General features: G+C 66.4%; 25 protein-coding genes. 8 read left to right on the top strand and 17 right to left on the bottom strand.

Going from position 1 to position 25,806, the window contains the following annotated elements; translation table 11 throughout:
- Positions 1–12 precede the first annotated feature (12 nt).
- On the bottom strand, positions 13–597 hold the full coding sequence (locus J9885_RS10550; protein WP_210549383.1) for a hypothetical protein: 585 nt from the start codon (positions 595–597) through the stop codon (positions 13–15).
- 178 nt (positions 598–775) lie between these two features.
- Between J9885_RS10550 and J9885_RS10555 the strand changes: the two genes are divergently transcribed.
- A complete protein-coding gene (locus J9885_RS10555; RefSeq protein WP_210549385.1) occupies positions 776–1,951 on the top strand; it encodes an iron-containing alcohol dehydrogenase in 1,176 nt (391 codons plus the stop codon).
- Positions 1,952–2,075: 124 nt separating this feature from the next.
- On the opposite strand, the gene J9885_RS10560 is transcribed toward J9885_RS10555, so the two are convergent.
- From J9885_RS10560 to J9885_RS10570, 3 genes are all read right to left on the bottom strand, one after another.
- Positions 2,076–2,702: a glutathione S-transferase family protein gene (locus J9885_RS10560; protein ID WP_210549388.1), complete on the bottom strand. Its 627-nt coding sequence runs from the start codon at positions 2,700–2,702 to the stop codon at positions 2,076–2,078.
- Positions 2,703–2,810: 108 nt separating this feature from the next.
- Positions 2,811–4,079, bottom strand: a complete 1,269-nt coding sequence (locus J9885_RS10565; RefSeq protein ID WP_210549390.1) for an aminotransferase class I/II-fold pyridoxal phosphate-dependent enzyme — start codon at positions 4,077–4,079, stop codon at positions 2,811–2,813.
- A 129-nt stretch (positions 4,080–4,208) separates the two neighbouring features.
- Positions 4,209–4,385 carry a hypothetical protein gene (locus J9885_RS10570; RefSeq protein WP_210549391.1) on the bottom strand — a complete coding sequence of 59 codons (177 nt, stop codon included), beginning with the start codon at positions 4,383–4,385 and terminating at the stop codon, positions 4,209–4,211.
- 100 nt (positions 4,386–4,485) lie between these two features.
- On the opposite strand from J9885_RS10570, the gene sgrR reads away from it, so the two are divergent.
- Genes sgrR through J9885_RS10585 form a run of 3 tightly spaced genes read left to right on the top strand, consistent with a single transcriptional unit; the run spans position 4,486 to position 7,403 of the window.
- Positions 4,486–6,225 carry an HTH-type transcriptional regulator SgrR gene (sgrR, locus tag J9885_RS10575; RefSeq protein ID WP_210549393.1) on the top strand — a complete coding sequence of 580 codons (1,740 nt, stop codon included), beginning with the start codon at positions 4,486–4,488 and terminating at the stop codon, positions 6,223–6,225.
- 50 nt (positions 6,226–6,275) lie between these two features.
- Complete coding sequence (locus J9885_RS10580) at positions 6,276–6,671, top strand: thioesterase family protein (RefSeq protein WP_210549394.1); 396 nt, start codon at positions 6,276–6,278, stop codon at positions 6,669–6,671.
- Between the two features lie 30 nt (positions 6,672–6,701).
- Entirely contained in the window at positions 6,702–7,403 is a 702-nt protein-coding gene (locus J9885_RS10585) for a hypothetical protein (RefSeq protein WP_210549396.1), read from the top strand.
- 146 nt (positions 7,404–7,549) lie between these two features.
- On the opposite strand, the gene J9885_RS10590 is transcribed toward J9885_RS10585, so the two are convergent.
- Together J9885_RS10590 and J9885_RS10595 are read right to left on the bottom strand one after the other, a co-directional pair.
- A complete protein-coding gene (locus J9885_RS10590; protein WP_210549398.1) occupies positions 7,550–8,305 on the bottom strand; it encodes a lipase secretion chaperone in 756 nt (251 codons plus the stop codon).
- Positions 8,302–9,213 (bottom strand): triacylglycerol lipase, encoded by a 912-nt coding sequence (locus J9885_RS10595; protein WP_210549399.1) that lies wholly within the window; start codon positions 9,211–9,213, stop codon positions 8,302–8,304. The genes J9885_RS10590 and J9885_RS10595 overlap by 4 nt, the downstream gene beginning before the upstream one ends.
- A 279-nt stretch (positions 9,214–9,492) precedes the next feature.
- Here J9885_RS10595 and J9885_RS10600 point away from each other — a divergent pair, with 279 nt between their 5' ends.
- Both J9885_RS10600 and J9885_RS10605 read left to right on the top strand, forming a co-directional pair.
- On the top strand, positions 9,493–9,918 hold the full coding sequence (locus J9885_RS10600; RefSeq protein ID WP_210549536.1) for a hypothetical protein: 426 nt from the start codon (positions 9,493–9,495) through the stop codon (positions 9,916–9,918).
- 23 nt (positions 9,919–9,941) lie between these two features.
- Entirely contained in the window at positions 9,942–10,556 is a 615-nt protein-coding gene (locus J9885_RS10605) for a superoxide dismutase (RefSeq protein WP_210549401.1), read from the top strand.
- 77 nt (positions 10,557–10,633) lie between these two features.
- Here the strand turns inward: J9885_RS10605 and J9885_RS10610 are convergent, their stop codons facing one another.
- The 7 genes from J9885_RS10610 to J9885_RS10640 form a co-directional block, all read right to left on the bottom strand.
- Positions 10,634–11,542, bottom strand: a complete 909-nt coding sequence (locus tag J9885_RS10610; protein WP_210549403.1) for an ElyC/SanA/YdcF family protein — start codon at positions 11,540–11,542, stop codon at positions 10,634–10,636.
- 166 nt (positions 11,543–11,708) lie between these two features.
- Positions 11,709–13,142: an AMP-binding protein gene (locus J9885_RS10615; protein WP_349237386.1), complete on the bottom strand. Its 1,434-nt coding sequence runs from the start codon at positions 13,140–13,142 to the stop codon at positions 11,709–11,711.
- Positions 13,135–14,064 carry an o-succinylbenzoate synthase gene (menC, locus tag J9885_RS10620; RefSeq protein WP_210549405.1) on the bottom strand — a complete coding sequence of 310 codons (930 nt, stop codon included), beginning with the start codon at positions 14,062–14,064 and terminating at the stop codon, positions 13,135–13,137. The genes J9885_RS10615 and menC overlap by 8 nt, the downstream gene beginning before the upstream one ends.
- Positions 14,064–14,912, bottom strand: coding sequence for a 1,4-dihydroxy-2-naphthoyl-CoA synthase (gene menB / locus J9885_RS10625; protein WP_282598294.1), 849 nt, complete (start codon positions 14,910–14,912; stop codon positions 14,064–14,066). Before menB ends, menC begins: the two co-directional genes overlap by 1 nt.
- A gap of 4 nt (positions 14,913–14,916) precedes the next feature.
- Positions 14,917–15,681 (bottom strand): 2-succinyl-6-hydroxy-2,4-cyclohexadiene-1-carboxylate synthase, encoded by a 765-nt coding sequence (menH, locus tag J9885_RS10630; RefSeq protein ID WP_210549409.1) that lies wholly within the window; start codon positions 15,679–15,681, stop codon positions 14,917–14,919.
- Positions 15,671–17,416, bottom strand: coding sequence for a 2-succinyl-5-enolpyruvyl-6-hydroxy-3-cyclohexene-1-carboxylic-acid synthase (menD, locus tag J9885_RS10635; RefSeq protein WP_210549411.1), 1,746 nt, complete (start codon positions 17,414–17,416; stop codon positions 15,671–15,673). The genes menH and menD overlap by 11 nt, the downstream gene beginning before the upstream one ends.
- A 33-nt stretch (positions 17,417–17,449) precedes the next feature.
- Entirely contained in the window at positions 17,450–18,781 is a 1,332-nt protein-coding gene (locus J9885_RS10640; protein WP_210549413.1) for an isochorismate synthase, read from the bottom strand.
- A 209-nt stretch (positions 18,782–18,990) separates the two neighbouring features.
- Here J9885_RS10640 and J9885_RS10645 point away from each other — a divergent pair, with 209 nt between their 5' ends.
- Positions 18,991–19,896, top strand: a complete 906-nt coding sequence (locus J9885_RS10645; protein WP_210549414.1) for a 1,4-dihydroxy-2-naphthoate polyprenyltransferase — start codon at positions 18,991–18,993, stop codon at positions 19,894–19,896.
- Between the two features lie 91 nt (positions 19,897–19,987).
- On the opposite strand, the gene J9885_RS10650 is transcribed toward J9885_RS10645, so the two are convergent.
- The 3 genes from J9885_RS10650 to dbpA all read right to left on the bottom strand — a co-directional run bounded on the left by J9885_RS10650 (position 19,988) and on the right by dbpA (position 23,449).
- Positions 19,988–21,388: a PepSY domain-containing protein gene (locus J9885_RS10650; RefSeq protein ID WP_210549417.1), complete on the bottom strand. Its 1,401-nt coding sequence runs from the start codon at positions 21,386–21,388 to the stop codon at positions 19,988–19,990.
- Positions 21,389–21,688: 300 nt separating this feature from the next.
- The gene (locus J9885_RS10655; protein WP_043757207.1) at positions 21,689–21,979 is read right to left on the bottom strand and encodes a YkgJ family cysteine cluster protein; all 291 of its coding nucleotides are present in this window, start codon (positions 21,977–21,979) and stop codon (positions 21,689–21,691) included.
- 90 nt (positions 21,980–22,069) lie between these two features.
- Entirely contained in the window at positions 22,070–23,449 is a 1,380-nt protein-coding gene (gene dbpA, locus J9885_RS10660; protein ID WP_210549418.1) for an ATP-dependent RNA helicase DbpA, read from the bottom strand.
- Between the two features lie 518 nt (positions 23,450–23,967).
- Between dbpA and J9885_RS10665 the strand changes: the two genes are divergently transcribed.
- Complete coding sequence (locus J9885_RS10665) at positions 23,968–25,173, top strand: nucleoside transporter C-terminal domain-containing protein (RefSeq protein ID WP_210549420.1); 1,206 nt, start codon at positions 23,968–23,970, stop codon at positions 25,171–25,173.
- 118 nt (positions 25,174–25,291) lie between these two features.
- Here J9885_RS10665 and J9885_RS10670 read toward each other — a convergent pair whose 3' ends face one another.
- Positions 25,292–25,741 carry a YaiI/YqxD family protein gene (locus J9885_RS10670; protein ID WP_210549422.1) on the bottom strand — a complete coding sequence of 150 codons (450 nt, stop codon included), beginning with the start codon at positions 25,739–25,741 and terminating at the stop codon, positions 25,292–25,294.
- Between the last annotated feature and the right edge of the window lie 65 nt (positions 25,742–25,806).

The raw sequence follows: 25,806 nt of genomic DNA on the forward strand, positions 1-25,806 counted from the left end.
CCAGAGCGGGGATCAGGGCTGTTTCGGGGCTATGCCGATGGCGATGGCCGTGGTCTGCACGGCCTTGATCTGATCCCCCTTGGCGATCAGGGCGAGCTGGGCGGGATCCTTCACCTTGAGGGTGAGGGTCTTGTCCACTCCCTTGACCCTGATGGTCTGCTCCTCCTTGTCGACGTCGATGACGTCCGCATAGATAGTCGTCTGCATGCCGGCGCCGATCGCGGGTTGCTCCCCCGGGGCGGCCTTGCTCTCCTCCGTTTCCACCACCCGTTTTCTCACCCCGGCGGTGCCCTTGAGCAGCGTCAGATCCAGCAGTTGCAGGTATCGCAAGGCCACCACGTCCCCGACCTTGAGGCGTTGCAGGTTGCTCACCTTCTCGTCGGCGACGAGATCGAAGGTCCGGCCTTCGGCATTCTTCAGGCTGACCTTGCGGGTGGCCAGATCGATGGCGGTGACGGTGGCCTCGGCCTTCAGCTCCTCCGCCAGGCTGGCCTGACCCGGCGTGACCGCGACATGGGTGGCCACCTCGGCGGCCTGTAACAAGGGATGAGTGCAGAGGGCGAGTGCGCCGGCGATCCATGCGTGCTTCAGTTTCATGATTGAGACCCTGTGGCTGGGAAAGGGACCCCGGGAGGGGTCGTGACGACGGGAGGGCGAGGTCGCCTCCCGCTTTCACCATAGCAAAACCGGGTCAGGGTACCCGTTCGGCATCGCAGTTTTGACGGTGCGCTCTCGCTTTTGACCTGGCGGCACGGCAGGCGCACAATCCCCCTGCATGCATTCAACCGAGGGCTCAGCCGTGTACAACTTCCAATATGCCAATCCCACTCGCGTCTGTTTCGGTGAGGGCCAGATCGCCACCCTGGCCGAGCTGATCCCGGCCGACAGCCGTTTGCTGGTGCTCTACGGCGGCGGCAGCATCAAGCAGAACGGGGTCTATGACCAGCTGACCCAGGCGCTGGCGGGCCGGGAGTGGCTGGAGTTCCCCGGTATCGGCGCCAATCCCCAGTACGATCAGCTGATGGAGGCGGTGGACCTGGTCAAGCGCGAGCGCATCGACTTCCTGCTGGCGGTGGGCGGCGGCTCCGTGGTGGACGGCACCAAGTTCGTGGCCGCCGCGGCCCGATTCGAGGGGGACGACCCCTGGGACATCCTGCTGCACAAAGCCCCCGTCAAGGCCGCACTGCCGCTCGGCTGCGTGCTGACCCTGCCGGCCACCGGCTCGGAGAGCAACCCGGCCGCCGTGGTGAGCCGGGGGGAGGCCAAGCTCTCCTTCATGAACCCGCTGGTGCTGCCGAGCTTTGCGGTGCTGGATCCCACCACCACCTACAGCCTGCCGCCGCGCCAGGTGGGCAACGGGGTGGTGGATGCCTTCGTCCACATCCTCGAGCAGTACCTCACCTTCCCGGTGGGGGGCGAGGTGCAGGACCGGCTGGCGGAAGGGCTGCTACAGGTGCTGGTGGACAACGGCCCGCGGGCGCTGGCGGAGCCCACCCACTACCAGGTGCGTGCCAACCTGATGTGGGCGGCGAGCCTGGCCCTCAACGGCCTCATCGGCCGCGGCGTGCCCCAGGACTGGTCCACCCACGCCATCGGTCACCAGCTCACCGCCCTGCACGGGCTGGATCATGCCCAGAGTCTGGCGGTGGTGCTGCCCTCCCTGCTGCGGGAGCAATCGGCCCAGAAGCAGGAGAAGCTGGCCCAGTTCGCCGAGCGGGTGTGGCACTCCAGCCGCGAGGACAGGGCACTGCGCATCGAGGAGGCGATTATCCGCACCGAGCAGTTCTTCCAGCAGATGGGGGTGGGTACCCGTCTCGCCGACTATGGCCTGGATGCGCGCTGCATCCCGGGGATCTGCTCCAACCTCAAGCTGTTTGGCCTGACGGCCCTCGGGGAGCAGCAGGACATAGATCCGGACAAGGTGGCCAGGATCCTGTCCCACGCGCTTTAAGTCATCCTGGCAACCATAGTGGTGTGGATCTTCTCTCACACCCTCTGATCACCGGCTGGCCAACGGAAAAGAAAACGCCCCGATCATCGGGGCGTTTTGCATGGTGAGGCGCACGGGATGGGGATCAGGCGCTCTTGTCCAGTTCGTGCTCGAGGGCCGCCGCCTTCTGGCGGGCCGGGTGAGTGTTGAGGCGCTGCCAGTAGGCTTGCAGGTGCGGGAAGTGGGCCAGCTGGCCGCTCTGTGCCAGCAGATCCACCAGGAAGGAGTTCAGGATGTCGGCGCCGGTGAGGCGATCGGCCACCAGGTAGCGGCGGCTCGCCAGCACCTCGTTGAGGTAGCCCAGCACCTTGGCACACTCGGCTTTGGCGTAGTCCGGCAGGAAGCGCATCGGGCTGCCGTCCTTGCGTACGAAGATGTCGAGCAGCAGCGGCAGAATACCGGAACTCTCGGCGAAGTGGAGCCACTGCAGGTACTCGGCGTACTCCGGGCTGTCGGCGGCCGGTGCCAGCCGATCCGGGGCGTGGCGGGCGATCAGGTACTCTGTGATGGCGCCGGATTCCGCCAGCACCCGGCCGTCGAGCTCGATGACCGGCGACTTGCCGAGGGGGTGGACGGCCTTGAGCTCGGGGGGCGCCAGGAAGGTGGCGGCATCGCGCTGGTAGGCCTTGATCTCATAGGGCAGGCCCAGCTCTTCGAGCAGCCAGATGATGCGCTGGGAGCGGGATTTGTTCAGGTGGTGCAGGACTATCATGGGAACCTCGACGCAGTGACGGAAGGCGGTAATACGCAGCGGCGCGGTGGCAGGTTCACCGCTGGCCAAAAAAGAGCGGGCTGGATGCCCGCTCCTGCGTTGACTGACTCAGGCCTCCAGCGCCTGATCCAGGTCCGCCAGTATGTCCTCGATGGCCTCGATCCCCACCGACAGCCGGATCATCTCCGGCTTGACCCCGGCCTTGGCCTGCTCCTCTTCGCTCAGCTGACGGTGGGTGGTGGAGGCGGGGTGGCAGGCCAGGGACTTGGCATCCCCGATGTTGACCAGCCGCTTGAAGATCTTGAGCGCATCGTAGAAGCGCACCCCCGCCTCGTAGCCCTCCTTCAGGCCGAAGGAGAGGATGGAGGACGGGCGACCCGCCATGTACTTCTCCGCGAGGGGATAGTGGGGATGGCCCGGCAGGCCGGCGTAGCTGACCCAGGCCACCTTGGGGTGGTGCTTGAGGTGGTGGGCCACCCGCAGGGCGTTGTCCACGTGGCGCTCCATGCGCAGGCTCAGGGTCTCCAGCCCCTGCAGCAGCAGGAAGGCGTTCATGGGGGCGAGCGCCGCGCCGGTGTTGCGCAGGGGCACGGTGCGCACCCGGCCGATGAAGGCGGCAGGGCCGAAGGCCTCGGTGTAGACCACCCCGTGGTAGGAGGGCTCGGGCCGGGTGAGCTGGGGGAAGCGCTCGGCGTGATCCGCCCAGGGGAACTTGCCCGCGTCGACGATGACGCCGCCCAGGGAGTTGCCGTGGCCGCCGACATATTTGGTCAGGCTGTGCACCACGATGTCGGCGCCGTGCTCGATGGGCTTGCACAAGACCGGGGTAGCGACCGTGTTGTCGACGATGAGGGGCACGCCACGGGCGTGGGCCGCCTTGGCCAGGGCCGCGATGTCGACGATGTTGCCCGCCGGGTTGCCGATGCTCTCGCAATAGACCGCCTTGGTCCTGTCGTCGATGAGGGCGGCGATGGCCTCGGCGCTGTCATCCCTGGCGAAGCGTACCTCGACCCCGAAGCTTGGCAGCATGTGGGCGAACAATGTGTAGGTGCCGCCATAGAGCTGGGGCGTCGAGACGATGTTGTCCCCGGCGGCGGTCAGCGCCTGGATGGCGTAGGTGATGGCGGCGGAACCCGCCGAGACCACCAGGCCGGCGATCCCCCCTTCCAGGGCGGCCATCCGCTGTTCAAGCACGTCGTTGGTCGGGTTCATGATGCGGGTGTAGATGTTGCCCGGCACCGCCAGGTTGAACAGATCCGCCCCGTGCTGGGCGCTCTCGAACTCGTAGGCCACCGTCTGGTAGATGGGCACGGCCACCGCCTTGGTGGTGGGGTCGTTGGCAAAGCCGTGGTGCAGGGCCAGGGTCGCATCTTTCATCACACACTCCTTGTTGGATGTCGCCATCATGGATGGATAGACGTCCAATCTAGCAGGCCCGGCGCCGATGTAAACCACCCAATCCGGCAAAGCTATGCCGGAGAACGCCATGGCCCGTCCGGAGCCCGTTCAGAGGCGGCGGCGATATTCCCGATCGTCTATCTGGTGCATGTCCCACTGCATCAGGCGGTTGAGCTGGCTCATGGGATCCTCGACCAGTGTGAGGGGACGGGGCAGGATCCGCAGGAAGTAGCGACGCAGGGTTTGCTGGATCCGGTTCGGCTTGAGGGGGGTGGCTTGGCTCATATGGGTGCTCCTGTGCTGTGGTGTTCACGTTCGCCAGCAGTATTGAGCTAAAATGAGGAAGTAAAAACTGATGACTTTTCTAACAAGGATTTCCTCTTTTATGCCCAGCAGCCGCCTCTACCAGCAATTCCAACGGCTCGCCCAGCAGCTTGGCTGCGACGAGCGGGAGACAAGCCTCGCCGAGGTGGCGGATCTGCTCTGCTGCACCCCGCGCAACGCCCGCCTGCTGCTGCGCCGGATGCAGGAGCAGGGCTGGCTCGGCTGGTCTGCCGAGGCCGGGCGGGGGCGGCGATCCCGGCTCACCCTGCTGGACAACCAGGAGAGCCTGACCCGCCGGCGGCTACGGGATCTGCTGAGCCAGGGCCAGCTCGCCCAGGCGGTGCGACTGGCGGAGGATAGGCTGGATCTGCTCACCCCGCTGCTCATCGAGCAGCTCGGCCAGGCCACCCGGGAGGGGCGCCAGATCCTGCGGGTGCCTTACTACCGGCCGCTGCCGCGCCTGCTGCCCACCGATCCCCTGCGCCGCTCCGAGGTGCACCTGAGCCGCCAGATCTTCAACGGCCTGACCCGGCGAAATGAGGAAAATGGGGAAATCGAGGGGGATCTCGCCCACCACTGGGAGTGTCTGGGCCCCTGCCACTGGCGCTTCTACCTGAGGCCGGCGGTGCGCTTCCACCACGGTCGCATGCTGGCGGTGGAGGACGTGATGGAGAGCCTGCAGGATCTGCGGGATCGCCCCCTGTTCGCCCATCTCGTCCGGCTGGAGAGCCCCTGGCCCCGCACCCTGGATCTGCACCTCGACAGCCCGGATCCCCTGCTGCCCCATCTGCTGGCGGAGCCGGTGGCGGCCATCCTGCCCCGCGAGCTCAAGGGGGAGCCGGACTTTGCCCTGCAGCCGGTGGGGACGGGCCCCTATCGGGTGACCACCAACGATCCCCTGCACCTGTGTCTGGAGGCATTCGACGACTACTTCGGCCTGCGGGCTCTGCTCGACGAGATCGACATCTGGATGCTGCCGGAGCTGGCGGATCGGCTGGAGAGCCACCTGCGGCTCGGCAGCGACAGCCCGGAGCTCGGCACCATGCGCGGCGAGTCCGAGCTCGAATCCGGCTGCTACTTCCTGCTGCAGGACGACAGATCCGCGCAACTGCAGGATCCCGCCCTGCGCCAGTGGCTGAGCCGGCTGCTCAACCCCATCGCCCTGATGGCGCGGGTTGCCCCCGAGCTGCAGCGGGGCTGGACCAGCGCCCTGGGCCTGCTGCCTCACTGGCGCGAGGCCCTGCCTGCCCCCGAGCCCGCCCCGGCCCGTTTGCCGACTCGCCTGGTGCTGGCCTGCTTCAACCAGCACCTGGAGTTTGAGGAGTGCGCCGGTTCCATGAGCAGCCTGCTGGCAGAGCAGGGCATAACGCTCGAGGTGCGTACCCTGGACTATGGCCACTGGGTGAGCGGGGCGGACGAGGACGTGGATCTCTGGCTCGGTACCCTCAACCTGGAGCACGAACACGCCTTCGCCTCCTATGCCTGGCTGCAGGGGACACCGCTGCTGCGCAGGGTGTGGGGCAAGCGACAGGCCCTGTGGCAGGGATTGACGCAGTGGCGCGCCAGCGGCGTCGAGCCCGGCCCGCGCGCCCTGCTGGCCGAGGTGCAGCGTCAGGGCTGGTTCGTTCCCCTGTTTCACCACTGGCTGGAGCTGGAGAGCCGGGTCGGCGTGCACGGGGTGCGGATGACGGCCCTCGGCTGGTTCGATTTTCGCAGCGCCTGGCTAAGACCCGAGCAGGAGATGGCGGCGGCGGAAACCGGAGGAGGCTCTCACCCCCGGGCCGGAACGCTTGAGTCGTGAGGGTTGGCGCGCTAGCCTGTGCGCGGTCCTACGACAAGGAGTCGATACCCATGCTGGAAATGCAGATCCAACCCCGTTTTCAGGAGACGGACGCCCTCGGCCATATCAACAATACGGTGCCGGCGGTCTGGTTTGAATCGGCCCGTGATCCCCTGTTTCGCCTCTTTTCCCCCGAGCTGGATGTGCACGACTGGCATCTGATCATCGCGGGCTACACGGTGCAGTTCAAACGGGAGCTCTTCTATGGCCAGCAGGTGTCGATCAGGACGGGAGTGCGCCGCATCGGCAGCAGCTCCTTCACGGTCTGGCAGGAGGCCTGGCAGGACGGCGAGCTGGCCGTGACGGCCGAGACGACCCTGATCCATTTTGACTACCGGACCCGCCAGTCCATCCCCCTGAGCGATGCTCACCGGGAGGGGTTGAGGGCCTGGTTGGTAGAGAGTTAATTCGGCCTGCGGGCCCATCACAGGACAACTATGCGCAACACCCTGATCGCTCTGACGCTGGGACTCTGTTCCCTGCCGTCTCTGGCCGCCACGCTGGCGGAACAGTTCACCCTGATGGAGAAGGGGGCCGACAGCGCCCTCGACACCCGGCTGTTCAGCCATGATGGCGTCGACATCAAGGCCTGGATCGACGGCGCCCCCGTCATCATCGCCGTGCCCATCATGAACGAGCAGGGCAAGCAGGAGGGGGAGAGCCGCTACTACTTCAAGGGCGGTAAGCTGTTCGGGGTGAAGGAACCCGCCGCCCAGTTCGCCTTCGACGACAACGGCAAGCTGACCCGGTGGCTGGACGACAAGGGCCAGCCGGCCGAGTTCGTCAGCAAGATGAGCATGCAGCAGCGGGAGGCCTGGCTCACCAAACGGTCCGCCGAACTGGGGGCGCTGTTTGCGCCCAGCCCTGCCGAGGAGAAGGCAGACAAGGGGAGCGTCAAGCTCAAGGGCGCCGAGCTTGCCCATTGGCTCTGCAACGGCAAGCTGATGACCCTCGCTGGCGGGGACAAGGTGACCTTCGAGCAGGGCAAGCTCAAGACGACTGCCGAGGGTATCGAGGGGGAGGTCTCCCTGCGCCGGGAGAAGGGATGGCAGGATCTCTGCCTCACCTGCGAGGTGCAGGGCAACCGGGTGACCCGCCTCACCTGGCAGCCGCTGCCGGGGGCCAACAAGCCGCAGTGAGTACGGTTGCAGCATGAAGCAAGGGGGCCATCGGGCCCCCTTGTCGTTGTGGTCTATTCCCCTTCAGGCAGCCGCTGCCGAGGGTCAACTAGCCGCAATAAGCGTGAAGTTATCAAAGCGAGGGGGCCCGGGTGTGGGCCCCCTTTTCATTGCGCCGATGACTCGCCCAGCTTGAGCCGGGTGAGGGCCTCCACCCGTCGCCACTGACCGGGTTCGAACCAGCGCGCCAGTATCTCCTGCTGCTGGCTGGCCCGCGCCTCGGCAGGCAGGGGGGCCAGCTCCGCCAGATAGCCCGTGAGACGCTGCTCGAACAGCTGCTGGCTCTGGGCGAGCTGGTGCAGCCTGTCCACCGCCTCGGGGCCGAGCCGCTCCAGCAACACGGCATCGCGCTCGGCGGGGGGCGCCTGCTCCAGGCGCTGCAGATCCCCGAGCAGACGGCCATTGGCCTCCGCCTCCTGAAACCACTGGGGTTGATCTGCCAGCCAGAGCGCGAGCTCCTGGCTCAGGGGCCCCTTGTCGGCATCGTCCGCCTCCGCCAGCGCCTTGCGCTTCAGGGTCCACTGCTCCATCAGCCGATCCTCGGCAAACAGCCTGGTCTGCTCGGCCGGGCTGAAGTGTTGCCGGCGTAGCCGCTCCCGCTCGTCAAACAGCTGCTGCAGGCTGGCCAGGCCGGGATCCGTCGGCACGGTCAGCCCCCCCTCAGCCCGCAGAAACTGCCGATAGCGGGCAAGCAGCGGATCCTCATCCCCCGTCTCCCCCTGTGCGAGGCGCTGGGACAGCTGGTGGCGCAGGGCACCGCGCTCCGGGGCCGCCGTCAGGTCGGGGGCGGGGGCAGGCCAGAGCAGGACGCCTCCCAGGAGGAGGGCACCCAGGGCGAGGGCGCCCGGCAGCAGGCCTCTCATAGCCCCAGCCCCTGCAGCCGGTTGGCATGCTGGCGATAGAGGCTGACCGGATCGGTGTCGAACAGGTGGTGGATGCCGAAGGACTGGTTCACCTCGTCCAGGTGGTTCATCCGGTAGCCGGTGCCGATCACCTTGCCAAGATGGCTGCTGCAGACCCCCACCAGGCCGTCATTGGGTTCGCCGAAGAAGGTGCCGGTCAGCGCCAGGGCCGGATCCACCGGATCCAGGATGTTGGTCATGTTGCCGCGCCCGCTCCAGGAGAAGTAGTAGACCCCGTTGGTGGCCAGCATGGGCCCCTCGCCGCAATGCTGGTCGGGGAGCCCTTCCGGGTAGCGCTGGTTGAAGTGCCGGGCACCTTCGCTGGTCAGGGCGTCGAGGGAGGCGAGGGGATCCTGGGGCAGATCGGCGCCCCCGGAGAGCAGGGAGATGACCCCGGAGAGTGCCGAGGCGGCGGCCACCGCCAGTTGCTCGGCCGCCGAACCCGGCGCCACCTTGGCGCGCACCAGGTCGGCGATTTCAGAGCCCTGGTTGACCCCCCCCACGCTGGTGGCGGAAGCAACCAGCTCGGGAGCGACCGAGGCGACGTAGCGAATGGTGGGGCCGCCGTGGGAGTGGCCGATGAGGTTCACCTTCTCTGCCCCGGTGATGGCGATCACCTGCTGCACCTGCCTGAGCAACTGCTCGCCGCGCAGCTCCGAGCTCTGGGTCGCGGAGACCTGGGCCACGAAGACCCGGGCACCGTCCCGGGTGAGGGCCTGGGGAATGCCGTAGAAGTAATCGACCCCCAGCAACCGGTCGAAGCCGAACAGGCCGTGCACCAGCACTATGGGGTAGCGGGTCTGGGTATAACCCGCGCTCTGGCCCAGCATGGGCAGGGCGCACAAGAGCACCAATAGCCATCTCTTCATCTTCACCGTCCTTGTGAAAATCGGCTGCCCATCCGGCAGCGACCGGCATCATGCCAGTGTCACCAGCATGGTATGCGAACTCAAATGCATCTGTGGATGGGATCACTAAACCGGGCATTGTGGGAACCGCCTCCCCATATGGGCGAGGCGGTGGCGCCAACCAGATCTTGTGTTCATGACCAGATTAAGTTAAATAATAATTATTATCATTTAAGTGGTCAAATCATGACGGGAACCTGGGTGAAGGGGTGGATCGGCACCACGGAGGCGGACAGCAGCATGGCGCACTGGAAGGGCCAGACCCTGAGTGGCAACCGCCATTTCGAGGCGGGGGAGCACGCCAGGGCGCTCGACTGCTACCAGCAGGCCCTGTGGCTGGCTCGCCAGCAGTTTGCCAGCTGGCCGGATGCCGACGAGGCGGTGGCGGCCCTGGTGGTGGCCCACCACAACCTGGCGGATCTGCTGGTGGCCATGACGCTGCCAGAGCGGGCGGCCGATCTGCTGTGCCACATCCACGACTGCCTGATCGCCACCAGCCAGTCTCCCGCCAGCTCGGAGGTGTTGCGGGCGGCGGCCCAGCGTCACAGCCGCAGCACCCGCACCGAACTGCTTGCCTTCGTGCGCAGGCACGGTCACCACGACGGTATCCAGCACTGCCTGGGTCAATGCCACTGCCAGACCGGGCCCGCCCATCAACTGCATTGAATCCAACACGAGAGAGAACGAACATGAGCCATACCCTGCCCGCCCTTGCCTATGCCTATGACGCCCTGGAGCCCCATATCGACGCGCTGACCATGGAGATCCATCACCGCCGCCATCACCAGGCCTATGTCACCAACCTCAATGCCGCCCTGGCCGATCTGCCGGAGCTGGCTGCCCTGCCGTTGGAGGCCCTGCTGGCCAGCGTCGACAGCCTGCCAGCCGCGGTGCAGGGGGCGGTGCGCAATCACGGCGGCGGCCATGCCAACCACAGCCTGTTCTGGCAGGTGATGAGTCCGCAAGGGGGCGGTGAGCCGACGGGTGAGCTGGCCGCGGCGATCCAGCGGGATCTGGGCGGGCAGGAGGCCTTCAGGCAGGCCTTCACCCAGGCGGCCCTGAGTCGCTTTGGCAGCGGCTGGGCCTGGCTGGTGGTGGACGAGGCGGGCAAGCTGCAGGTGGTGAGCAGCGCCAACCAGGACAGCCCGCTGATGGACGGGCTGGTGCCCATCCTGGGGCTGGACGTGTGGGAGCACGCCTACTACCTCAAGTACCAGAACAAGCGTCCCGACTACATTGCCGCATTTTACAACGTCATCGACTGGCCCGAGGTGGCGCGGCGCTACCGTGGGGCGCTGGCATAAGGCTGGCGGATGCGCCTGACGTACCCAATGAAGAGACCCGCCAATCGGCGGGTCTCTTCATTTGCTGGGTTCGGGGATCAGTCGGTCGCGCTGGTCGGTGCCGCCGCGCTGGTGGGGGGGGCGGCACTGGTCGGGGTCGCGCCGCTGGCGGGGGCAACGGCCTGGGTGGCCGCACTGGTGGCCACGGCGCCGCTGGTGGATACGCTGGCGACGGGGTCGGTTGCCGGCACCCGGAATGGCGGGGGCAGGCAGGGCTGGCTCGCCCCTATGGTGCTCAGGGACTGGCAGGGGGCGGGGGCGCCGATGACGATGGGCTCGCCGAGGAACTTGGGCCCCTTGTCCAGCACGTAGAGGTCGAGCAGTCCCATCAGGCGGGCGAACACCTCGCGTACCCGGGTCTTGATGCCCTGGTAGGCGCTGGGATCCACGGCGTTGAAGCCGACCGCCTCGATGCCGAAGTGGCGGGCGATGAAGATGGCGCGCTCGTTGTGGAAGGCCTGGGAGACCACGGTGAAGTGGCTCTGGCCGAATACCTCCTTGGCCCGGACGATGGAGTCCAGGGTGCGAAAACCGGCGTAGTCGCTGTAGATGGCGCTGGCCGGGATACCGGCCTGGATCAGGGCTCGCCGCATCTGGCGCGGCTCGTTGTACTGCACGGTGGCGTTGTCGCCTGAGACCAGGATGTAGTCCACCTTGCCGTTGTTGTAGAGCTCGGCGGCGGCCTTGATCCTGTACTTGAAGTAGTGGTTCGGGCTGCCGCCGATCAGGTATTTGGAGGTGCCGAGCACCAGGGCGACCCGGTTGTAGGGCACCGCGTTGACGTCGTCATAGGTGTAGTGACGGGCGTCGGAGACGGTCCACTCGCTGTAGCCGAGCAGGGCGGCGGCGAAGGCCAGCAACAGGCAGAGGCAGGCGAGCAGGATCTTGGCAAACTTCTTCATGCGCGGTGCGGTTCGGGTCTGAAGTAAGAGATGACAGGGGGCCATTCTATTACAAGTTGCCGCGGCGCGTCAGGTCTGATGGCGGTGAAGGGAGTCACTCGGGCAGAGGTTGTCGCATGACGGGAGTGGCTAACTGCTTGATCCTGTCCCGCTTAACATCCTCCAATCAAAAGGGCGGCCATGGCCGCCCTTGGGTATCGATGCCAGCGTCTCAGTGGGAAGAGTCGTTGGCCTGCGCGGCCAGCAGGGTGCGGGAGGGTTTCAGGTTGCCGCCGAGATCCGGCCAGGGTAGCCACTGGTCCGGCACCATAAAGCCGGGTAACGACAGCCTGATCCAGGCGGCCAGCTCGGCAGGGGGGACAGGTTCGCCGTGCCAGTCGATAAAGGCGGCGGGGCGCTGGCCCCACTCCTCGCTCGGCACCGGCACCACCAGGGCCTGGGCCACGGCGGGGTGATCCACCAGCCGCTGCTCTATGGTCTCGGGCTGGATGTTCTCGCCCCCCGAGATGAAGAGGTTGTCGAGGCGTCCCTCCACCACCAGCTCGCCGCCTGTGGTGAGGTAGCCCTTGTCCCGGGTGTGGAACCAGCCGCCCTGATCGAGGGGCAGCGCCAGCGCGCCGTCCTTGAAATAGCCCGCAAACAGGGTCTCGCCGCGCACGCAGATCTCCCCCTGCCGAATGCAGACCTCCCGCCCCGGCAGGGGCAGGCCCACCACGCCTGCCCCGGTAGGCTGGCCGGTACAGACCTGGCTGCCCATCTCGGAGAGGCCGTAGCTCACCTTGGGCACCAGCCCCATGGCGGCCAGCCGCGCCACCAGGGGGGCCGGGATGGCGGCGCCCCCGAGCAGCAGCTCGCGCAGCCGGGTGCGGCCGGGATCGAAGCCCTGTGCCAGCAGACGCCAGAGCTGGGTCGGCACCAGGGAGAGGTGGGTGATGGGCTGGCGTTCGAGCCGCTCCCCGAGGGGGCGGCTGCGATCGTCCAGCACCAGGGCGGCCCCCGCGAGGAAGACCCGGAAGAGGATGGCGTAGCCGCCGACGTGGAACAGCGGCAGGGAGAGCAGCCAGCCGCAGCGCTCATCGAGCGGGATCAGGGTGGCCGAGCCCCGCGCCGATGCCAGGTGGTTCGCCAGGCGGTGCACCACCGCCTTGGGCGTGCCGCTGGAGCCCGAGGTGAGGATCATGTTGTTGAGCCGCGCCGGCACCAGCCAGACGGGCTCCTCGTCCATCTCCCGCTCGGCCGTGAAGTCCAGCCGCAGCGCCTGCCAGGGGCCAGCCGGGATCTCGCCCGCCGACCAGCAGGCGGCCACGTCAAGCTGACGCGCCAGCTCGGCCTGCCTGGCAATGGGGAAGGCGGGGTTGAGGGGGCAGAAGACGAGGCCGGTGCGCACGCAGGCCCAGGCCAGCAGGACGTCTTCCAGGGCCCCGCGCACCACGGCGGCGAGCCGGTCTCCGGCCTGCAAGCCCGCCAGTTCCAACTGCTGGCACAGGGCGTTGAGCCGTGCATCCAGCTGCCGGTAGCCGAGGGCCGCGTCCGGGTGAGGGGCGCCGTGGAGGGCGATGCGGTCGGGGGCAACCCGTGCCCAGTGGCGCACCGGGCAGGGCTCGGTTTGAGCGGCGTCCGGTGGCGGCAGAACGGGGTCAGTCACGGTGAAACAGGGGCTCCATCTTGCCGGGATCGGGTTGACCCTGCGGGTCCAGCAGATCCCCGGCCAGCCAGCGCCGGGTGTCGAGGCCGGGGGCCTGATCCGGTGCCCACTCCCCCGCGAGACGGGCGAGCTGGCCCAGACCCACTCCGGACTCGAAGCAGGAGGAGACGATGACCTTGAGGCGCAGCTCCCGGGCGCGGGCCACCAGGGCCTCGCAGCGGGCCAGGGACCCGAGCAGGGTCGGTTTGAGCACCAGGGCGCGCAGCTGCGGGATGGGCTCCCAGGCCTTGCCCTGGGCCAGCAGCTCGTCCAGCGCCATCGGCATGCCGGTGCGGCTCGCGACGAAGGCGATGTCCTCGAAGTCGGCGCAGAGATCTTCCAGGTATTCGATCCGGTTCGGATCCAGGTGGCCGCAGAAGGCCCAGGCCTCTTCGCGGGTCCAGCCCTGGTTGGCATCCAGCACCAGCTTGAGGCTGGGGAGGCGGTCGCACAGCAGGCGGATCAGGGCCAGCTCGTCCCGCATGGGATAGCGGGCCACCTTGAGCTTGGCCTTGTTGGGGGTGTGGTGCAGCCACTCTTTCCAGTGTTTCAGCAGCTCCTGGGGGGAGCCCTGAATGAGCGGGTAGGGCTCGGGCAGGGGGGCGCCCTGCTCGGGCCAGTGACGGTGCGCGCAGTCCAGGCCGAACTGCACCGAGGGCAGCCGGGGGGCCGTGGTCTGCCCCCGTGCCAGCCTGGCGAGGTAGTCGAGGGCTTCCGCCTCGGCCTCGGCCAGGGTCTCTCTGGAGAAGCCGGGCAGGGGGGCTATCTCCCCCCAGCCGTTGCCGATGCGCACCAGCAGGCCCTCTCGCGCCACCTCCACCTTGCCGTGAAAGGTCAGGGGCTGGGTAAAGGGCAGCTGGTAGCGATAGAGGGCGAGTGTCATCAGGGATTCCGCTTGTATTTGGAGAAGTCGGGACGGCGTTTCTCGTTGAACGCGTTGCGCCCTTCCTGACCCTCTTCGGTCATGTAGAACAGCATGGTGGCATTGCCCGCCAGCTCCTGCAACCCGGCCTGGCCGTCGCAGTCGGCGTTCAGGGCGGCCTTCAGGCAGCGCAGCGCCATCGGGCTGTGTTGCAGCATCTCTCGGCACCAGCGCACGGTTTCACGCTCCAGCTCGGCGACCGGCACGACGGTGTTGACCAGCCCCATGTCGAGGGCCTGCTTGGCGTCATACAGACGGCACAGGAACCAGATCTCCCGGGCCTTCTTCTGGCCGACGATGCGCGCCATGTAGGAGGCACCCCAGCCGCCATCGAAGGAACCCACTTTCGGGCCGGTCTGGCCGAACTGGGCATTGTCGGCGGCGATGGTCAGGTCGCACATCATGTGCAGCACGTGGCCGCCACCGACCGCGTAGCCGGCCACCATGGCCACCACGGGTTTCGGGCAGGTGCGGATGTCACGCTGGAAGTCGAGCACGTTGAGGTGATGGGTGCCCTCGTCGTCGCGGTAGCCACCGTAGTCGCCACGGATCTTCTGGTCACCGCCGGCGCAGAATGCCTGCTCGCCGAAGCCGGTGAGGATGATGGTGCCCACCTGATCGTCGTAGCGCGCATCGGCCAGGGCCTGCAGCATCTCCTTCACGGTGCGGGGGCGGAAGGCGTTGCGCACCTGGGGACGGTTGATGGTGATCTTGGCAATGCCATCCCGGGACTTGTGATAGAGGATGTCCTCGTAACCGGCGGAGCAGTCTTGCCACTCGACAGGGGCGTAGAGCTCGGCTTCCGTCATCGCTTCAATCATGGATCTTCTCTTCTGGTTGGTTGACCCACTCCCGCAGGAGCCGGGCAAAGGTATCGGGCTGGCCGGCGTGCAGGTTGTGCCCGCCGGCCAGAGCCAAGTGTTTGATATTGCAGCCTTGCTTTACCAGCTGGCAAGCCAGGCCATGGAATTTGTGATCCCGGTTGCCGGAGACCCAGCACACCGGCAACCCGGTTTCCCCGAGCCAGGGGGCGAGATCCGGCTGCCTGCCCAGGGAGGTGGCCCGCAGCATGGCCGCCACGGCCCGGCCGTCGTTGCCAAGGCGCCGGGCGGCCTGACGGGCCCGGGCAGCGTCGTCCAGATCGGCGAACACCCCCTGCCGATACCAGTCGGCCAGCACCTCGGCCAAGGGCTCGCTCTCGAATCGTCGGGCCCAGGCCTCGTCGTGGGCCAGGCGCGCGGCGCGCTCCCCGGCGGGCAGGCCGGGGTGGCAGTTCTCCAGCAGCAGGGCCTGCAGCCCCGCCGGGGACTGGCTGGCGTGATAGAGGGCGAGGCGCCCGCCCAAGGAATAGCCCACCAGGCGGTAGCGACGGATGCCGCGGGCGGCCAGCTCGTCGCAGAGCCAGCGATGGGCCTCGTCAAAGCCGCTCACCCGCAGCGCCTGGTTGCGGCCGTGGCCCGGCAGATCCAGGGGGTGGCACGGGACGCCGGGCAGGGCCCGGATGACGGGCTGCCAGTCGTCGGCATCGCCGAGCAGACCGTGCAGCAGCACCAGGGGGACAGCGGGATCAGAGGCCACGGATGACGGCTCCCAGCGCCTTGAGATCCTCGGCGACTTCGCTGCTCGGCACCTTGATTTCAATCAGGGTCACCCCGCTTTGCAGCGCCGCGGCGTAGTCCCGTTCAAATTCACCCAGGGTGGTCGGCGCCCGGTACTGCAGGCCGAACATGGCGGCGGCGTGCTCGAAATCCAGGCCGTGGGGCAGGCAGTAGTAGGTCTCCAGCAGCGCATCCTGGGTCGGCACCGGCAGCATGCGGAAGATGCTGCCGCCGTCGTTGTTGAGCAGGATCACCACCAGGGGGCGACTCCCCTTGCCGAGCAGGGCCAGGCTGTTGAGGTCGTGCAGGGCGCTGAGATCCCCGAGCAGCAGGGTGGTGGGCTCGTCGCTGTCCGGCCGGGCCGACTGCGCGAAGCCATAGGCAGTGGCAATCAGGCCGTCGATGCCGGAGGCGCCGCGGTTGGTCATCACCCGGCTGGGGCCGTGACCCGCCTCGCCCAGCATGTCCATCAACCGGGCCGGCATGCTGTTGCCGACAAACAGATGGCCCCGGATGAGTCGATTCAGGCGGTGGCACACCCCGAGCTCGGAGAAGCGATCGCAGGCGGCGCGGATCTGCTGGCTGATGGCTTGCTGGCGTTCCGCCAGCCTGTGCCAGGGGTGCTGCGGCTGCGCCACCGGATGGGCCGCGGCAAAGGCGTCGGGCTCGCACACCAGGCGCCGGCGCAGCCGGTAGTCCGGGTCGAGCCGGGCCGGCTGCGGGTCCACCAGCCAGTAATCCTGCCAGGGGTGCTGTTTGATGAACTGGCCGAGGCGCTTGGAGATGAGGCGGGCGCCGAATTGCAGCAGCACCTCGGCGCGGGCCAGCTCGGTCACGAAGCAGCTGTTCTGCAGGGCGAGGTCCGTGTGCACCAGATTGCGGCCGTCGAAGCGGATCTGGCTCTGCAAGTCCGCCAGCAGCGGCCAACCGAGCCGTTCGGCCAGCGCGGCGACCGCCTTGCCTTGCGCCGGATCCTGGATGCGCCCGGCGACGATGACACCGCGCCTGCCGGCGAGGCTGTCCCAGTCGGGTTGACGGGGGCAGTGCTGTTCGCTCTGCTGCCAGGGACTCCAGGGCTCGCCCGAGTGGAGCCAGTCCCCGAGGGGGGCCAGATAGGCGGAGAAGTCCAGGTAGGCATCGCCGGGATAGAGGGGCTCGGGGTACATGCAGTTGAAGTGTACCGGCCCCGGCGTGTGCGCCTGCCGGGCCAGCGCCTGATCCACCGAGCTCAGCACGAAGGCGGCCGGGATGCTGGGGGTGGGGCTCGGCAGGTTCTGCTGGTGGACGGGGTAGCGGCCGAAGATCCCCTGCTGGTCGATGGCCTGGTTGGCCCCGTTGTCGATGAGCTCTGGTGGCCGGTCGGCGGAGAGAATGATGAGCGGCACGCCGGTCAGCTGGGCCTCGGCCACTGCGGGCCAGAGGTTGGCCACCGCCGTGCCCGAGGTCATGATCACCGCCACCGGGCGACCGCTCCCCTTGGCCAGCCCCAGCGCCATGAAGCCCAGACCGCGCTCGTCAAAATGCAGGTGACGGCGAAACCCCGGGTGGGCGGCGGCGGCCATGGTGAGCGGCGCCGAGCGCGAGCCGGAGGCCAGGGCGATGTCGCGCACGCCGAGGCGATAGAGCTCTTCCAGCAAGAGGGAGGACCAGACGTGGTTGAAGGTGGCATGGTGGCTGGCAAAGGCGGGATGCGCGGACACTTGGCTGGCGGACATGGGGCTCTCGCAGTGAGGAAACGGTGAGAAACGCTATCCCAGCAGGGAGAGCACGTTGGCGATCTTGTTGTCGAGTTCGGCCCACTCGGCGGCAGGCTCCGAGCCCGCCACTATGCCTGCACCGGCAAACAGGCTGATGCGCTGCCCCCTGATCCGGGCGCTGCGAATGGCGACCGAAAACTCCGAGGTCTCCCGGCTCAGCATGCCGCAGGCACCGGCGTACCAGCCGCGATCATAGGGTTCGAACTCGCGGATGAAGGCGAGCGCCGCCTCCCGCGGGGCGCCACCCACGGCGGGGGTGGGGTGCAGCGCGGCCAGCAGCTGCCAGTCGCACACGCCGGGCTTGAGCTCGGCCTCGATGTCGCACTTGAGGTGCTGCAGCAGCCGCAGTTTCAGGATGCGCGGCTCGGTCAGGGTGGCATCTGTGGTGAGGGGGGCCAGACGGTTGAGAATGTCGGCGTGGACCAGCCGGTTCTCCAGCCGGTTCTTGTTGTCGGCCAGCAGCTCGGCGGCCAGGGCCGCGTCGGTCGCTTCGTCGCCGGAACGGCGAATGGTGCCCGCCAGCGCCTCGGTGAAGAGGTGGCCGCGCTCCCGGCGGTAAAGGCGTTCGGGGGAGCAGGAGATGAAGCTCTGCTCGGGGGAGAACTGGAAGCCGAAGTGGAAGCACTCCTGGGCCAGGCTCGCCCATTGGGTCAGCAGGGACCAGGGGCAGAGGGGGGCCTCCTTCTGCTCGCTTTCGAGCAGGCTCTCCCGCGACAGCACCACCTTGGGGGTGCGGGCCTGGAAGCCGGGATCCGTCACCCGCGCTACCAGGGTCTGCCACTGGGCCTGGCCCGGCACATCCCGGCGCTGCCATGGCCGCTTCTGCAGCACAGGCAGGGGGGCCTCAGGTTGCAGCGCATCCAGGGCGGACTCGGCCGCCTGCAGCTCGGCCTCGAACTCGGCGCCGTGGGCCGGGTCGGGCAGCCAGAGGTTGAGGCACAGGCTGGTGCACTCCCCCCGGCGTACCAGCTCGACGCGGGGCAGCACGAAGCGGCAGGGGCCAAAACCCTGCCAGCCCGGCTGATCCGGGTCGAACGCCAGGCCGCCGTAATAGCGGGGGCTGTCTTCGCTGCCGGCGGCGGCGAGATCGCAGACCCGCTGGATCTCCTCCGGCCGGGTCAGCTCATGGATGGCGCCGAGCGCGACATACTCCGGGCTCTGCTGCCCTCTGGCCTGCCAGTAGATACGGGGGTAGAGCGTCTGGGCCGCCAGCCAGCCCGGGAAGGCGTCGACGCTGGCCGCCACGCGCAGGCGCACGAAACCGCTGACATTGCTGTGACGCAGGGCGTCCAGTTGTTGCTTGAGATGGGTCTGAGCCAACATGGATGTCTTGTCTGAGCCGGATAGTCGCGCTCGCTCTGGGGGAGGATGGCGCAGGTTGATGCCAAAGGGCGATGATTTCCTATATATTATCTGCCCATTCTTCCATGTAAATTGCCCGAGGGAGCCCAGCCCCCACGGAGCCAAGTATACCTAAATCCGGTTCGATAACCCTTAACACGATCAATATCCGATCGTTTGGCCATCACAATATGACTAATACCCTCTCTGTTTGGTTGCTGGCGGCGCGTTTGCGAACTTTGCCCCTGGCGTGCTCCTCCATTCTGCTGGGCTCGGGGCTCGCAGCCAGTCGGGGTGCCTTCGATGGCACCATCATGGGTCTCTCTCTGCTGACCGCCATCCTGCTGCAGATCCTCTCCAACCTGGCCAACGACTACGGGGATGCGGTCTCCGGCGCCGACAACGGGGAGCGGATCGGCCCCCAGCGTGCCGTGGTCTCCGGTCTCATTACCAAGCATCAGATGTGTCTGGCCATGGGGTTGACTGCCCTGGCGGCCGTGGTGAGCGGACTGGCCCTGCTGGCCTGCGCGTTTGGCGAGGAGTGGCGGCAGATCCTGGCCTTCATCCTGCTGGGGGGCGCGGCCATCGTCGCGGCCATCACCTACACGGTGGGCAAGACCCCCTACGGCTATCGCGGCTTCGGGGATATCTCGGTGTTCCTCTTCTTCGGCCTGCTGGGGGTGCTCGGCTCCTACTACCTCTTCACTCATAGCCTGGAGTGGGATCTGCTGCTGCCAGCCACCGCCTGCGGTCTGCTGGCCACCGCCGTGCTCAACATCAACAACGTGCGCGACATCGAGACCGATGCCGCCAGCGGCAAGATCACCCTGGCGGTGCGCCTGGGTCGCAACCGCGCCATCGCCTATCACTGGGTCCTGCTGGGGGCGGCGCTGCTGGTCACCATCGCCTTCATCCTGACCCAGCCCGCCAGCGTCTGGCCCTGGATCTTCCTGCCCGCCATGAAGCCGCTGACCGATGCGGCCAGGACCCTGCGAGAGAGTTTCGATGGTGAGGTGCTGACAGGTGCCCTCAAGAAGACCGCCATCAGCGCTTTCCTCTACAGTCTGCTGCTCTCCATCGGGCTGGCGCTCTCCTGAGTCGCGGCCTTGTTTGGCAATGAAGAAAGGCTCCCGCAGGGGAGCCTTTTTGCTGGCGGGTGCGTCAGGTTGCCCTAACCCCGGCCCGCGACTAGCTGGCCCGTGCCAGTCGGGAGGCCCGACGGCGAGCGAAGAGCAGGCTGTCCAGCAGCCAGATCACCAGCATGGAGCCGCCCACCAGGGGGAAGCAGATCCCGAGCACCACCAGCACGGCGATGGCACCGCCCATGGGGGGCAGGGTTGCCGGGAGGGGCGGGGCGGCGAGGCGGCCGCTGGGGCGGCGGCGCCACCAGATCCAGAGCCCGCTCACCGAGCTGGCCAGTATCATCAGGCAGATGATCAACATGACGAGCTGGTGGGGCCAGCCATACATCTTGCCCATGTGCAGCATGACGCCAGTCTCCACAGTCTTGGCGACCGGGCCGTAATCCTGCCAGCGCACGTCGGCCAGCACCTCGCCGCTGTACTGGTCGATGTGCAGGGTGGCGTCGTTGCGCGGATCGTCGGCAAAGATGGCGATGGTGTAGACGCCCCTGTCTCCGGCGGGCGGGGTGATGCTGTAGCCCGGGCTGACCCGGCGCTCGGTGGCGATGTCGACCACCCGTTGCAGCGGAATGCGGTGGCTGGCCATGACCATGCCCTCGTGCCCGCCGCCATGGTCCATGGCGCTGTGATCATGGCTCTCTGGCTTGGGTTGCGAGCTCGGCATGGGCAGGGTCTCGGTCCCCCAGGGCAGGGTCTGCTCGTGGGCGTGGTTGAGGCTGCGGCCGAGGGGGGCCGACTTGGGCACCTCGTTCCACATGGCGGCAGGGAAACGGTTCCACAGGTCGGCGAACTGGCTGCCCCAGAAGCCGGTCCAGGTCATGCCGCTCAAGAGCAGCAGCAGCAGGAAGCCCGCTCCCCAGAAGCCGACCACGGCGTGCAGATCGCGCCACCAGAGGCGACCGTGCTGGCTGCGGCGCGGCCAGAGGATGCCGCCCATCCCCGGCCCCTTGCGGGGCCACCAGAGATAGAGCCCGCTGATGAGCAGCACGATACCCCAGCCGGCGGCGAGTTCGATCAGGCGATCCCCCGTGGTGCCGAGCATCAGCTCCGCGTGCAGGGCGCGGGCCACCGCCTGCAGATTCCACCTGTTGTTCATGGTGCCGAGCAGGGCTCCGGTGGCCGGATCCAGGAAGAGGGTCAGCTCCTGGCCGTCACGCATGACGATGAGCTGGGCGCTCGCGTCCTCCGCCGCCGGGGGCAGATATTTGCGCAGGCTGGCATCCGGCATGGCGATCTGCGCCTTGGCCAGGAGCGCATCGGCACTCAGGGAGTGGGTCGCGGGCGTCACCTTCATCAGCTCGGGATACATGAGGTTGTCCAGCTGGGGTTTGTACAGATAGACGATGCCGGTGAGGGAGAGCAGGATCAGGAAGGGGGCGACGAAGAGGCCGGCATAGAAATGCCAGCGCCAGATCCTTTGGTAACAGGCGGTGTCTTGGTGCTTCATCGTGGGTCCCCGGGTGGATGCCAAAAGGTTTCAGTTGGTGGAATGTTTTGAGTCGGCGCGGATGATAGCAGCAACGTTTTGTTAACTGCAACCGCACAAATGGGCCGATATGGGTCCTTAAATGTTGCCGGGTTGCGGTGTTTCGCGAGGGATGACAACCGGTTTTCGCCGGGGCAAGGGCGGGGGCCCTGATGCTATATCCTTACCTCGTTGCCACATTGGAGGCGGTATCGCGAGGCGAGGATCCAGGACGGAAGGGAGGCTTGGGGTAGTGTCGGGATGTGAGCCCTTCGGAGCGCGTTATTCGAGCCTGATAAACCACTTGTCCCGTTCGTCGAGGCAGTCGGGTTCCCCCATCTCGAACTCGCGGCAGATGAGCGGACGCACCTCATAGATGCGGCACATCATGGTGTTGCGGTCGAGCGCCGCGCACCAGCCATCCTCCAGCCGGTGCATCACCGGCACCTCGCCCTCCCGCTCTTCCACATAGCGATCCGGCACGCCGGTATCGGTAAACAGCATCACCTCGAGGCGGCAGCAGCAGGCCTCGCAGTTCTGGCAGCTGACATCGGTCTGGGTTGCTTGGCTCATGGCACCTGTCTTGCCGCAGGGCGGCATCGAACTATATGAAACAGGCGCCTGTCAGGCGCCTGTGGTCTGGATCCGGGGATGTTGAAAACCTTAGCCCAGTTTGCGGGCACGGTAGCTGCGCCCCTTGATCTTGCCTTCCTGCAGCCGCTTGAGCGCCGCCTTGGCGACGCCCTGCTTGACCGCGACGTAGGAGTACTGCTCGGCGATCTGGATCTTGCCCACATCTGCCCCGGCAATGCCGCCCTCGCCGGTCAGGGCGCCCAGGATGTCGCCGGCCCGTACCTTGGTCTTGCGGCCCGCATCGATGGAGAGGGTCACCATCTGCGGGGCAATCGGCTTGACGGCGCGGCCGATGGCGTCGAGATCCCCCAGGGGCATAGGGGCCCGCTGGTACTCCTCGATGAGGTTGACGCGCTGGGCTTCATTGGGCTGATAGAGACTCAGGGCCAGACCCTGCTGACCGGCGCGGCCGGTGCGGCCGATGCGGTGCACGTGCACCTCGGGGTCATAGGTGAGCTCGTAGTTGATGACGGCACCCAGCTCCTTGATGTCGAGGCCGCGGGCCGCCACGTCGGTGGCCACCAGTATGGTGGCGCTGCCGTTGGCAAAGCGCACCAGCACCTGATCCCGCTCCCGCTGCTCCAGATCGCCGTTCAGCGCCAGGGCCGAGAAGCCCTTGGCCGCCAGGTGATCGGCCACGTCGCTGCAGGCACGCTTGGTGTTGCAGAACACCACGCAGGAGGCGGGTTGATGGTGGCTCAGCAACCAGGTGAGGGCGTCAAGGCGCTGACCGGCCGGCACTTCGTAGAGCTTCTGTTCGATGGCGCTCTCCTCGTGCAGGGACTCCACGCTCACCTCGACCGGGTTGCGCTGCACGCCGCGGCTCATCCGGGCGATCCCCTCCGGGTAGGTGGCGGAGAAGAGCAGGGTCTGACGCTCGTGCGGGGCATAGCCGATGACCCGGTTGATGTCTTCGCCAAAGCCCATGTCCAGCATGCGATCCGCCTCGTCCAGCACCAGCGTCTTGAGGCAATCCAGATCCAGGGTGCCCTGCTCCAGATGCTTGAGCACCCGGCCTGGCGTGCCGACGGCGATGTGGGCGCCGAAGCCCAGGGTGGCCGACTGGGGGGCGGTCGGTGTGCCGCCGCACAGGGTCACCAGCTTGACGTTCGGCAGGGTGCGGGCCAGTCGACGGATCTCGGTGGCCACCTGATCCGCCAGCTCGCGGGTCGGACAGAGCACCAGGGCCTGTACCTCGAGCCGGTTGACGTCGAGGTGGGAGAGCAGGCCGAGGCCGAAGGCGGCGGTCTTGCCGCTGCCGGTTTTTGCCTTGGCGATCAGATCTTTGCCATCGAGAACCAGGGGCAGGCTCTGGGCCTGGATCGGGGTCATCTGCAGATAGCCCAGGCTGGCGAGGTTCTCTTGCAGGGCGGGGGAGAGGTTCAGGCTGCTAAATTCGCTGTTGTTCACAAAAGGACTCTATTTCACTGAAAACGGGGTGCGCGGCGCGCAAGGGGGCGCATCATACCAGAATGTGGCGTTCGATGTGGCGGAAATTTGAGCTGTTGTCCGTGAGGTACCGGGAGGGTGCCATACCATCTCCCGACATGGGGGCTGGTCATGGGACTGCACCGTATGACAACCATCCTGCCGGAATCATTATTTCCCGGAGAGAAAACGTTTTTAATTAGACACAAGACGCGGGGCAGTGAATAAGATGGGTTTTATATTCTTGTATCATGATGTCGAGAAAAAACGTTTGCTGATGCAAGTGGGCGTGATGTGTCATTATATAATTGTTTTTTAACAAGTTTTATAACTAGTGAAAAATGATTAATAAGGCTGGAAAGGGGAATTAATTTAAAAACGTTTGTATTATCTAGGATGCATATTTTTACTGCGGATTGTGATGGCCATCTGATTTTTAAATATGCAGTTATTTATGATGGCGCCAGTCAAAAATTATCACTTACTCAGGTGCTACAGGTATGGAATACGTTCACTTTGCGCTCGGACTCGTGATGGTCCTCGCTCTGGCGTTGCTGGCAAACCGCCGCAACTGGAAACAGATCAAGCTGCGCTACATCGGCCAACTGCTGGTGGTCGAGCTGGCGCTGGCCTGGTTCATGCTGAACTCCGAAGTGGGTCTGGCCGTCATCGGTGGCTTTGCCGCCGGCTTCACCAAGCTGATGGAGTTTGCCAAGCAGGGGACCGACTTCGTGTTCGGCGGTCTGATGAATGAGGGGGCCTTCTCCTTCTTCCTGATGGTGCTGATGCCCATCGTCTTCATCTCCGTGCTGATCGGCATCCTCCAGTACATCCGCCTGCTGCCCATCGTCATTCGCGGCATCGGCACCGTGCTGGCCAAGATCAACGGCATGGGCAAGCTGGAGTCCTTCAACGCCATCAGCTCCATGATCGTCGGCCAGTCCGAGAACTTCATCGCCCTCAAGAACATACTGCCGCACCTCAACGAGAAGCAGATGTACACCCTGGCGGCGACCGCCATGTCCACCGTCTCCATGTCCATCGTCGGTGCCTACATGCAGATGATCGAGCCGCGTTACGTGGTGGCGGCCCTGGTGCTCAACATGTTCAGCACCTTCATCGTGCTCTCCCTCATCAACCCCTACGAGCCGGACAATACCGTGACCGACGCCAAGGCGCTGGCCGAAGGTGACGAGCACCACACCCCGAAGCAGGAGAACTTCTTCGAGATGCTGGGGGAATACATCATGGCCGGTTTCACCGTGGCGGTCATCGTCGGTGCCATGCTGGTGGGCTTCATCGCCCTGATCGCCCTCATCAACTTCCTGTTCGAGGCGGCGTTTGGCGTCAACTTCCAGCACGTCATGGGCTACATCTTCTACCCCATCGCCTGGGTCCTGGGCATCCCGAGTGGTGAGGCGCTGCAGGCCGGCTCCATCATGGCGACCAAGCTGGTGACCAACGAGTTCGTGGCCATGATGGATCTCGGCAAGGTTGCCGCCGAGCTCTCCCCCCGCACCGTCGGCATGCTCTCCATCTTCATGGTGTCGTTCGCCAACTTCAGTTCCATCGGCATCATCGCCGGTGCAGTGAAGGCGCTGAACGAAGAGAAGGGCAACATGGTCTCCCGCTTCGGTCTGAAGCTGGTCTACGGCTCCACCCTGGTGAGCCTGCTCTCCGCCGTCATTGCCGGCGTGATGATCTGATTCGTCCGCCCGCATTCGCGGTGACAAGCCCCTGCCCCGGCAGGGGCTTGTTTTTTTGCGTCTGGCGGTCACAGGCCGCAAGCAAGGGACTGGCCCTGTCAGACCCTGTATGCAGGGGTCAGAGCTTGCCTCTGATCAGCCACTTGTCCAGCGCATTGGCGAAGCGCTGCTTGTCGGCGGCGTTGAGGGGCGCGGGGCCACCGGTCTGCACCCCGGCGGAGCGCAGCTCCTCCATGAAGTTGCGCATGCCGAGGCGCGCCTTGATGGTTTCGCGGGTGTAGATCTCGCCGCGGGGGTTGAGCGCCTCGCCACCGGCATCGATGACCCAGGAGGCGAGCGGGATGTCGCCGGTGATCACCAGATCGCCGGGTTTGACCTGCTGTGCGATGACATGATCCGCCACATCGAATCCCTTCTCCACCTGCTGGGTCTTGATGAAGGGGGAGGGGGGGACTCTGAGCCCCTGGTTGGCCACTAGCGTGGTCACCACCTGGGCGCGGTGGGCGGCGCGGTAGAGGATCTCCTTGACCGGAATGGGGCAGGCATCGGCATCGACCCAGATGGGCATGGCATGGCTTCCTGTGACTGAAACGGGGTTGCATGTTAGCACGGCCGGCGCGGGGCGGCTGCCCC

It is taken from the genome of Aeromonas sp. SrichE-2G (assembly GCF_017939565.1).
Classification (GTDB): domain Bacteria; phylum Pseudomonadota; class Gammaproteobacteria; order Enterobacterales; family Aeromonadaceae; genus Aeromonas; species Aeromonas taiwanensis.

What these genes read in the sequence shown, in the direction of transcription:
- J9885_RS10550 (WP_210549383.1), bottom strand. Translation starts at nt 597, where the DNA reads ATGAAACTGAAGCACGCATGGATCGCCGGCGCACTCGCCCTCTGCACT.
- J9885_RS10555 (WP_210549385.1), top strand. Translation starts at nt 776, where the DNA reads ATGCATTCAACCGAGGGCTCAGCCGTGTACAACTTCCAATATGCCAAT.
- J9885_RS10560 (WP_210549388.1), bottom strand. Translation starts at nt 2,702, where the DNA reads ATGATAGTCCTGCACCACCTGAACAAATCCCGCTCCCAGCGCATCATC.
- J9885_RS10565 (WP_210549390.1), bottom strand. Translation starts at nt 4,079, where the DNA reads ATGAAAGATGCGACCCTGGCCCTGCACCACGGCTTTGCCAACGACCCC.
- J9885_RS10570 (WP_210549391.1), bottom strand. Translation starts at nt 4,385, where the DNA reads ATGAGCCAAGCCACCCCCCTCAAGCCGAACCGGATCCAGCAAACCCTG.
- sgrR (WP_210549393.1), top strand. Translation starts at nt 4,486, where the DNA reads ATGCCCAGCAGCCGCCTCTACCAGCAATTCCAACGGCTCGCCCAGCAG.
- J9885_RS10580 (WP_210549394.1), top strand. Translation starts at nt 6,276, where the DNA reads ATGCTGGAAATGCAGATCCAACCCCGTTTTCAGGAGACGGACGCCCTC.
- J9885_RS10585 (WP_210549396.1), top strand. Translation starts at nt 6,702, where the DNA reads ATGCGCAACACCCTGATCGCTCTGACGCTGGGACTCTGTTCCCTGCCG.
- J9885_RS10590 (WP_210549398.1), bottom strand. Translation starts at nt 8,305, where the DNA reads ATGAGAGGCCTGCTGCCGGGCGCCCTCGCCCTGGGTGCCCTCCTCCTG.
- J9885_RS10595 (WP_210549399.1), bottom strand. Translation starts at nt 9,213, where the DNA reads ATGAAGAGATGGCTATTGGTGCTCTTGTGCGCCCTGCCCATGCTGGGC.
- J9885_RS10600 (WP_210549536.1), top strand. Translation starts at nt 9,493, where the DNA reads ATGGCGCACTGGAAGGGCCAGACCCTGAGTGGCAACCGCCATTTCGAG.
- J9885_RS10605 (WP_210549401.1), top strand. Translation starts at nt 9,942, where the DNA reads ATGAGCCATACCCTGCCCGCCCTTGCCTATGCCTATGACGCCCTGGAG.
- J9885_RS10610 (WP_210549403.1), bottom strand. Translation starts at nt 11,542, where the DNA reads ATGGCCCCCTGTCATCTCTTACTTCAGACCCGAACCGCACCGCGCATG.
- menC (WP_210549405.1), bottom strand. Translation starts at nt 14,064, where the DNA reads ATGACACTCGCCCTCTATCGCTACCAGCTGCCCTTTACCCAGCCCCTG.
- menB (WP_282598294.1), bottom strand. Translation starts at nt 14,912, where the DNA reads ATGACGGAAGCCGAGCTCTACGCCCCTGTCGAGTGGCAAGACTGCTCC.
- menD (WP_210549411.1), bottom strand. Translation starts at nt 17,416, where the DNA reads ATGTCCGCCAGCCAAGTGTCCGCGCATCCCGCCTTTGCCAGCCACCAT.
- J9885_RS10640 (WP_210549413.1), bottom strand. Translation starts at nt 18,781, where the DNA reads ATGTTGGCTCAGACCCATCTCAAGCAACAACTGGACGCCCTGCGTCAC.
- J9885_RS10645 (WP_210549414.1), top strand. Translation starts at nt 18,991, where the DNA reads ATGACTAATACCCTCTCTGTTTGGTTGCTGGCGGCGCGTTTGCGAACT.
- J9885_RS10650 (WP_210549417.1), bottom strand. Translation starts at nt 21,388, where the DNA reads ATGAAGCACCAAGACACCGCCTGTTACCAAAGGATCTGGCGCTGGCAT.
- J9885_RS10655 (WP_043757207.1), bottom strand. Translation starts at nt 21,979, where the DNA reads ATGAGCCAAGCAACCCAGACCGATGTCAGCTGCCAGAACTGCGAGGCC.
- J9885_RS10665 (WP_210549420.1), top strand. Translation starts at nt 23,968, where the DNA reads ATGGAATACGTTCACTTTGCGCTCGGACTCGTGATGGTCCTCGCTCTG.
- J9885_RS10670 (WP_210549422.1), bottom strand. Translation starts at nt 25,741, where the DNA reads ATGCCCATCTGGGTCGATGCCGATGCCTGCCCCATTCCGGTCAAGGAG.